This is a genomic window from Streptomyces sp. NPDC051940, from assembly GCF_040680895.1.
Lineage (GTDB): Bacteria > Actinomycetota > Actinomycetes > Streptomycetales > Streptomycetaceae > Streptomyces.
Genome location: NZ_JBFAXR010000211.1, coordinates 1 through 8,168, shown reverse-complemented (window position 1 = coordinate 8,168; position 8,168 = coordinate 1). Strand labels below are relative to the sequence as shown.

The window sequence follows — 8,168 nt, the reverse complement described above, 5'->3', positions numbered from 1 at the left end:
GTCGGGTCTCGCTGGCGCCTGCGGCGCGGTTCGGCGCTTCGCGCCTCAGTCCTCAGACGCTGGACGGGCTGGGAGGGCGCAGGTGCACGTCGGCGCAGCGCAGCGGAGCCGACACAGCCCCACCGGGCCACCACCGGCATCCCTCGGCGCAGCGCAGCGGAGCCGATCACTGGGCGGCGCGCAGCGCCGTCCCCTCGCGCTCCGCCCGGCAAGGCCCCTTGGGGCCGCAGGAACACTTCGGTTTAAGACGACGACCGGCCACGACCCCCTCGCCGCAAAGCCACCCCCCGCCACATAGTCACCCCCCGCCACAAAGCCACCAACCGACACCCGCCCAACCCCCACAGCGTGCCCCGACCGGTGACCGGCCCTTCCGTGGCACCCCCAGGCGCCGGCGTCAGGGAAGATATCCCGTAACGGGTGGCGTGTGGGTGGGGGCAACCCCGCGCCGAAGGCGCGGGCGGCGCCGACCACCCGACGTACACCGACCACCCCCGCGCAGCGCGCACCGCGACGCCGCAGCGACCGCGACGCGTCCACCCCCCAACACCCCCCGTTCTCCCCGAAGTCACCCCCGTCTGATGAAGCTTCCCGCATGACTCTCCTGACCAACCGACTGGCCCGCCGGGCCCTGCGGCCCGTCGCCGACCTCATCGATCAGCGCATCGACCGGGCGATCCGCCGCGCCGCGGCGACGCGTACCGAGGAGGCGGCGCCCCGGGCCGAGGAGAAGGCGCTCGAGCTGCTGCTCGGCAGCACCGGACGCGGCCTCCCCCGTACCCCTACCGCACACCAACTGGCCGTCCTGGCCAAGGCCGTGAGCGACACGACCGGCGAGCGGCCGCAGACCGCCGAGCGCAATATCGCGCAGGCGTTCCGGACGCTTGTCGCCCTGGAGGCTCTCGGCGTGGGGCGGATCGCCGGCGGCACGATCAACATCTGCGGGAAGCTCGCCACCGTCCCGCTGCTCAAGCCGCCGAACGGCGAGGTGCTCGAGATCGGCACCCTGTACGGGATGTTCGCCGCCGCCCTGACCCGGATGCTGCAGCGCGCCGGACTGGAGCCGTCCGTGACGATCGTCGACCCGCTGGCCGGCCTGCAGCTCCAGCCCGACGCCGCCGTCGAGCGGGCCGATCCCAGCGGTACCCCGGTCCGCCTCGCGGCCGTCCGTGAGAACCTCGCCCTCGCCGGCCCGGCCGGCCAGGCGGCCAGGATTCAGCCGGGCTACTCCGAGGACCCCGAGGTGCGCGCGGCGGTCTCCGACCGGGAGTACGGCGTGATCATCATCGACGGCGACCACTCGCGCGACGGCGTGCTCGCGGACCTGGAGTGGGCCGAGAAGATCGCCGCCCCGGGCGGCATCGTCGTCCTCGACGACTACGGCGACGCGAACTGGCCCGGCGTGGAGGAGGCCCTGGAGGTCCACCTCAAGGGCGATTCGCGCTTCACGTTTCTGGGCCGGGCGGCCAACTCGGGCTTTCTCAGGGCGACCTGATCCCCGAGGGGGGTGGCTGGTCTCCGGAGGTCAAGCGGAGACGAGTCACCCCCTGCTTGGATGGCCCGCGTGGACATCAAGCCGGAATGGACCACCCCTAACACCACCACCCCGAACGCAACCACCCCGAACACAACAACAACCCCCCGCACCTTCCTCCTCCCCCGCGCGAGCGCCCCCCTCCCCGCCGCCCTCTGGCTCCCGCCAGGGAACGCCGTACGACCACCACGACCACCCCTCGTCCTGCTCGGCCACGGCGGCAGCGGGCACAAGACGAGCGCCCGGATCCAGGACCTGGCCCGCTGGTTCACCACCCACGCCGGCTGCGCGGCACTCGCCATCGACGGCCCCCACCACGGCGAGCGCGTACCGGCCCCGCTGCCGCCCGCCGTCTACCAGGCCCGTATCGCGGAAGAGGGGATCGAGGCCGTCCTGGACCGGATGACGGACGACTGGCTGGCGGCCATCGACGCGGTGAGCGACGCGGGCCGAGCGGACGGCGGCAGGGTCGCCTACCTCGGCCTGTCCATGGGCGCACGCTTCGGCATCCCGCTCGCGGCCGCCCTGGGCGACCGGCTGCGCTGCGCGGTCCTCGGGAAGTTCGGCGTACGGCTGGGCCCGGCGCTGCACCCGGGGCTGGACGCCCCGGAGCGCGTGACGGCCGACGCCCGCCGGATCACCGCCCCGGTCCTCTTCCACATCCAGTGGGACGACGAGCTGTTCCCCCGCGCCGGACAGCTGGCGCTCTTCGACGCCCTGGGTTCGCAGGACAAGGAACTCATCGCCTACACAGGACCGCACGACGAAACCAGGCCCACCGCGATCGCGACCTGGCGCGACTTCATCAGCCGGCACCTGGGCACGTAAAGGCGCCGCAGCGCACGCCCACTACCCCAGCACCTTCTTCAACCCCAGCCGCTGCCACGCCAGACTCAACCCGAACGAGCAAGCGATGCTGACCACCGTCAGCCCCGCGACCAGCCCTCCCGCCGCCGCCCCGCTCAGGTCCGTGTCGACGAACGGGTCGGCCACCACGTCCAGCACGAGGATGTGGCAGAGGTACGCCCCGAGCGCCGCGTTCGCCAGCCGTGAGGCGAAGGGGCGGACGCGGGCCGGGACCCGGATCCGGCTCAGGCCCAGGATGATCGCGCCCGTGAACACCGCGCCCACGATGCTGGCGTTGGGCATCGCGTAGTGCACCTGGCTCTGGTAGTAGAGGACGCCGGCCGCGCACAGTGCGGCCAGGGACAGCCAGGCGATCCGGGCGCGGCGGCCGCCGGGGGCGGTCGGGCGGGACAGCAGGAAGGCGCCCAGTACGGCGTACACGAGGGAGTAGACGCCGAAGCCCCAGCCGAACGTCGGCAGGTCCCGGTCCGTCAGGCCGTGCAGGTCGTTCATCAGCACCGGACCGCTCGCCAGCGCCAGCAGCACGCCGCCCATCAGCCACGGCTTCTGGCCCGCCCGCAGCAGCACGACGAACGCCAGCAGCACGATGATCGGCAGGTACGCGTACATGAACCACAGGTGGTACGCGGGGCGGACGGTGCCGAAGAGGGAGTCGACGGCCAGCTCGGCGACGGGGGCCTTGTTCGTGTCGCGGAAGTGCGCCCAGAGCAGGTACAGCGCGGTCCAGACGAACATCGGTATGAGCGTGCGGCGCAGCCGCTGCCACATCCGGCGGCTGTCCTTGGGCGGCGCCCCCGACAGCACCGCCCAGCCGGCTATCGCGAAGAACATGGGCACGGCGTACGCGCCGATGGCGTTGGCCGTCATGCCCGCCCAGTAGGCGCCGGGCCCGTTGCCGGACTTACGGCCCACCGCCTCGATGAACAGCGCGCCGACGTGGGAGAGGATCACCCCGGACGATCCGAGCAGCCGGATCAGGTCGATGTCGTGGCGGTGCTGCCGCCCGGGGGCCTGGTCGCGCGGGCGTATCTCGCCGTCGGGCGCCCCGGCCTGCCTGGGTATGACGACGCCGGGGTGGACGGGAGTGTCGGATGTGGTCACGCGGACACCCTTTAGTGGGCCGGTGGTGGCCGGGTGGTGGCCCGGTGTACGCGCCGCCAACTCCCGGGGAACACAAGCGGGCGCTGTCGGCAGAAACGTGAGCGGACCGCGTCGAAGGAGTGGCCCCGGGCCGGAGCCGGTGCATAAGATCGTGACGCAGTTCACGAAGTACCCCGAGTTCCTCGGTAAGCTCCCGCCCGCTGACGTACGGACGCCGCCCCGGAGGCCGCAATGCGCCAAGCCGCTGGTCCCAAGTTCGCCGTGCTGCTCGCCCTGCTGGGTGCGCCGCTGCTCACCGCCTGCGGCGACACGCCGCATCCCGGCGCGGCGGCGACGCTGGGCGGGGAGCGGATCACGGTGGCCCAGGTCCAGTCGCGCGTCGACGAGACGCGGGACGCGCAGAACGCCGCGCCGAACGCGGCCGACCTGATCGCCAAGACGCCCTCGCTGCAGCGCAGCACGCTCTACAACATGATCTTCGACCGGGTGCTGGACCGGGCGCTCGTCGACACCGGGGCCGGACAGCCGGACGCGGCCGAAGTGCAGGCGTCCCGCGCCGCGCTGGAGGAGCGCTTCGGCAGCGCCGAGGCGCTGGAGGCGGCCGCGCTGCAGGGCGGGATCGCGCCCTCCCAGCTGGACGCCGTCGCCCGTCAGGATGCCGGCGTCAACCGCCTGCTGCAGGTCGTCAACGGCGACCAGGCGGCGGCCGGCAAGGCGCTGGAGAAGGCCGCCGACGAGCTGCACATCGACGTCAACCCCCGGTTCGGCGAGTGGAACGCGACCACGCTGCAGAAGGGCGCCCTGCAGAACAGCGAGCTCCCGTGGCTGAAGCCGGTCAGCGCGGGCGCACCGGCGGCGGCGGAGCAGCAGCAGCAACAGCAGCAGTAGCCGACACGGCCGGACTCCCGCCCCGCGGCCCCGGCACCAAAGGGGCCGCGAGGCCGAACGCCCCGTGCAGCGCCGCGAGGTTCTCCCGCGTGAGCTTCCACAGCACCTCCTGACGCCCGTGGACGTCGGCGACCGCCGCCGCGTGGTCGTCGAGCAGCGCCGCCGCGCGCTCCGTCAGCAGCGCGCCGAGCCGCGGCTCGTGGACGGACACGCCCCACTCCGGACGGTCCATGTCCGCCAGGAAGTAGCCCAGTTTGGGGTGGGAGACGAGGCTGAGGATCGGGGTGCCGCAGCCGAAGGGGATCATCCCCGCGTGGCCGCGCATGCCGATGACCAGCTTCGTACGCCGGAACAGGGCCCGGACCTCGGCGTTGGAGTAGTCGTAGAGCGGGTCGACCGGCAGCGTGACGCCGTGCTCGCGGCGCAGGTCGTGTACGAAACGCTCGTCGGCCGGGGTGTGCGGGGCGCAGCGGACCTCCGCCCGCTCGCCGAGCGCCCGTACCGCGTGCGCCATCTCGGCGAGGAAGTGGCCGTATCCGGAGCCGAAGCGCAGACCCGCGCGGTCGTACGCGCAGTTGATGTGGACCGTGTCCGTGCGCTCGGCCGGCGGCGGGTCCGTCCAGCCGGGGAGCAGCTTGCGGAACACCGTGGTCGGGCACGGCTGGTACAGCACGCTGTCCCGCAGCCGCGCCGGGAGCAGTTCGCGGACCTTCTCGATCGAGCCCCGGTTGCGCAGGCCGAAGAACGCGGACCGGTCGGCGAGGGCCGTGATGCTCTCCCGGAAGCGGGCGCCGCGGGCGTAGTCCTGGCCGTCGAAGACGTTGTAGCCGACCGCGAAGACCGCGAGCGGGACGGTGATCCGGGCGAGCATCGCGTCGGGGATGTTCCACTGCCAGGCGCTGTTGCCGTTCGGCATCGTGTCGGGCAGGAAGAGCCCGCCGCCGCCCACGATCAGGCCCCGGCGGGCGTTGACCTCCTCGGCCGCCCGCTCGTCGAAGAGCCGGTGGACGGGGACGGGGTGCCAGCGGTCCGGGCCGGTGTCCGGGTCGAGGCACAGGCGTACGGCCTCCGGCAGCAGCTTGTCGCCGGCGTTCTCCTGGCCCGTGGCGTACAGCGCGGCGTGCGCGAACTGGTCGGCGGGGCGGTCCGGTACGGCCGTCGCGGCGCCGCCCGCCCCGCCGGTGAGGTAGGCGCGGCAGGTGCGGTTGACCGGCTCCGCGTCGAGGCCGTCCGCGGCGTACTCGCGGGCCGCGGACTCGTCGCCGCGCAGCCACGCCAGCCGGGCGAGCTGGCTGAACGCCTTCGGCGCCACGTCGGGGGACGCCGTCGCCAGCAGCAGATGCGTCTCCGCCTCGGCGTAGCGGGAGACGGCGACGAGCAGTGAGCCCAGGGTCTCGTGGAAGCGGGGCTGGTCGGCCTTCGCCCGGTCCAGTACGCCGGTCAGCACGCCGACCGCCTCCTCGTACCGCCCGCGCTCGCGCAGTGCGAGGGCCACGGTGCGGGCCAGGTCGACGGCGGGGCGGGCGGCGAGGAGGGGGAGGCCGAAGTGGACGACCAGGTCGGGGTGCTTGGGGCCCTTGAGGCGGAAGTAGGACGCGTAGAAGCCGGCGTCGTCCGGCTCTGACTCCGGTGCGGGCGGCGTCCGGTGGACCGCCAGGTCCGCGGCCACCATCCAGTGCGGCTCCAGTTCGATCAGCTCGTCGTACGCGTCGAGGGGGGCGTCCAGCGGCCGCCCGGTCAGCCGCGGGTGCAGCGTACGGACCCGGTCCAGGGCGTCGTCGGGGCCCGCGTGCAGGACGAGGAAGTCCTCGCAGAGCGCGGGGTTCGTCAGCGCCAGGCTGCGCAGCAGGGCGGGGAGGGTGCCGTACGCGTCCTCGGCGGTGACGCGGCAGATGAAGGCGGTACGGCGCTTGCGGGCGTAGTTCATCGCAGGACGGTCCTCGTCTTCTTCAGCCGGTCCCGCTCGGCGGCGGTGAGCCGGTCGGAGCCGTACAGATCGACATGCGTGGTTACGTCGAGGAAGTCGAGCAGCGCCGCCATCGCCACGGCGGGGGCGGCGGACGGCTGCCCGCCGAGCAGGTCCGGGTCGGTGAGGGGGCGGCGCAGCGTCTCGTCGCCCAGATACCGCTGGGCGCCGGGGACGGTGCGGCGCAGCGCCTCGCGCCAGGCGGCGTGGTCCTCGCCCAGGACGATCCGGTACGTGACGTCGCGGTCCAGGCACTTGTCGCCGGCGGCGACGGTGGTGACGTGGCCGTCGGCGCGTTCGTCGGCGCGGAAGCTGCCGCAGCGCAGGACGGTGTCGTAGTCGTCCGGCGGGGTGGGCCCGCCCTGCGCCACCAGGCAGACGGAGCTGCCGGCGAGCCGGCCCCGCAGATCGCCGACCGAGAGCGGGGCGGTGCCGGTGAGGGCGGCGTCGGGCATCCGGCCGTGGTCGAGGAGCAGCGCGTACGCCGCGTACAGCCGGGCCAGCCGGCGCACCTCGGCGGAGGCGGCGCCCTGCGCGCGCAGCCGGTCGGTGACCTCGGCGGCGAAGGCCGCGCGGACCTCGTCGGGTGCGCGCTCGGCCCGTACGGCCCCGGCCAGCGCGGTACCGGGCGCCAGCTCGGCGGCCTCGGTCAGCAGCCGGTGCTTCTCCGCCGTCTCGGGGTACGTCCGCGCCGGGTCGCCGTTCGGGGTGAGGGCGCGGTGCCGCTCGTACGCCTCGAGCGCGGAGGTGTGCCGGCCCAGCGCGTCCAGCGCGCCCGCGCGCAGCCGCCAGCCGGCCCGGGACTTGCGCCGCCCGGCGAGGGCGGCGTCCGCCAGCTCGAGGGCCAGCCCGGGGCGGCCGCCGTCCAGGGCCGCGCGCCCGGCCCGCAGCAGGGCGTCGAAGCCCTCGGCGGAGAGCGCGCCCCGGTCGGCGGCCTGCTGGGCGAGCAGCTCGCCCAGCGCCCGCGTGACGGCGGGCCGCGGTCCGGCCTCACGGGCCAGATACGCCGCGCTCTCGGCGAGGCCGGGGGCGGTGGGGGGCCGGAGCGGCCACAGCTTTCTCATAGGCGCAGCACGATTCACCCCTGTGCTTGCGCCAGGTGTGACGTTGCGGGGGCCGCGCGGTGAACAGTGGGTGAGCCTTGGGGGCGGCCCGCTGCGCGCGGTGCGGTTTGCGCGGGCGCCTGCGGCGCGCTTCGGCGCTGCGCGCCTCAGTCCTCAGACGCCGGACGGGCTGACGGGGTGGTCGGGCCCCGCTGGAAACGTCCAGTCCCGCTGGCGCCTGCGGCGCGGTTCGGCGCTTCGCGCCTCAGTCCTCAAACGCCGGACGGGCTGGAGGTGCGGTTGCGTCGGCTGACGCGTTTCGGGCTTCGCCCGAAGTCCTCAAGCGCCGGACGGGCTGAGGGGGTGGTCCGGCCCCGCTGGAAGCGTCCGGTCGCGCTGGCGCCTGCGGCGCGCTTCGGCGCTTCGCGCCTCAGTCCTCAAACGCCGGACGGGCTGAGGTGGGGGCCGGTCACGCTGGGAGGGGCCCGTCGCCCTGGCACGGGGCGCTTCTGCCGGCGCAGCGCAGCGGAGTCGGCTCACCTCCACCGGCCCACCGACGACGACCCACGGCGGAGCGCCAGCGGAGCCGCTCGCTACGCATCAGCCGGCGCAGCGAAGCGGAGCCGGCGCCACCCCACCGGCCCACCGAAGGCATCCCCCGGCGGAGCGCAGCGGAGCCGCCCCGCTTCGCACCGGCGCAGCGCCAGCGGAGCCGACCGCTGGGCGGCGCCATGGCGCCGGCCCCCCGCGCTCCGCCCGGCAAGGCCCC

The 8,168-nt window shown here is 74.4% G+C and carries 6 protein-coding genes; 3 read left to right on the top strand and 3 right to left on the bottom strand.

What is annotated here, in order from left to right; genetic code table 11:
• Window positions 1-595 precede the first annotated feature (595 nt).
• Window positions 596-1,495, top strand: coding sequence for a class I SAM-dependent methyltransferase (locus AB0M28_RS38810; RefSeq protein ID WP_365415274.1), 900 nt, complete (start codon window positions 596-598; stop codon window positions 1,493-1,495).
• A gap of 69 nt (window positions 1,496-1,564) precedes the next feature.
• Window positions 1,565-2,362: a dienelactone hydrolase family protein gene (locus tag AB0M28_RS38805; RefSeq protein WP_365415272.1), complete on the top strand. Its 798-nt coding sequence runs from the start codon at window positions 1,565-1,567 to the stop codon at window positions 2,360-2,362.
• Between the two features lie 21 nt (window positions 2,363-2,383).
• Here the strand turns inward: AB0M28_RS38805 and AB0M28_RS38800 are convergent, their stop codons facing one another.
• Window positions 2,384-3,502, bottom strand: a complete 1,119-nt coding sequence (locus AB0M28_RS38800) for an acyltransferase (RefSeq protein WP_365415270.1) — start codon at window positions 3,500-3,502, stop codon at window positions 2,384-2,386.
• Between the two features lie 231 nt (window positions 3,503-3,733).
• Here AB0M28_RS38800 and AB0M28_RS38795 point away from each other — a divergent pair, with 231 nt between their 5' ends.
• Window positions 3,734-4,390, top strand: a complete 657-nt coding sequence (locus tag AB0M28_RS38795) for a SurA N-terminal domain-containing protein (RefSeq protein WP_365415268.1) — start codon at window positions 3,734-3,736, stop codon at window positions 4,388-4,390.
• Here AB0M28_RS38795 and AB0M28_RS38790 read toward each other — a convergent pair.
• Window positions 4,338-6,317, bottom strand: coding sequence for a tetratricopeptide repeat protein (locus tag AB0M28_RS38790; protein WP_365415265.1), 1,980 nt, complete (start codon window positions 6,315-6,317; stop codon window positions 4,338-4,340). The two genes, AB0M28_RS38795 and AB0M28_RS38790, sit on opposite strands and share 53 nt — an antisense overlap.
• The gene (locus tag AB0M28_RS38785; RefSeq protein ID WP_365415263.1) at window positions 6,314-7,420 is read right to left on the bottom strand and encodes a hypothetical protein; all 1,107 of its coding nucleotides are present in this window, start codon (window positions 7,418-7,420) and stop codon (window positions 6,314-6,316) included. Before AB0M28_RS38785 ends, AB0M28_RS38790 begins: the two co-directional genes overlap by 4 nt.
• Window positions 7,421-8,168: the final 748 nt, after the last annotated feature.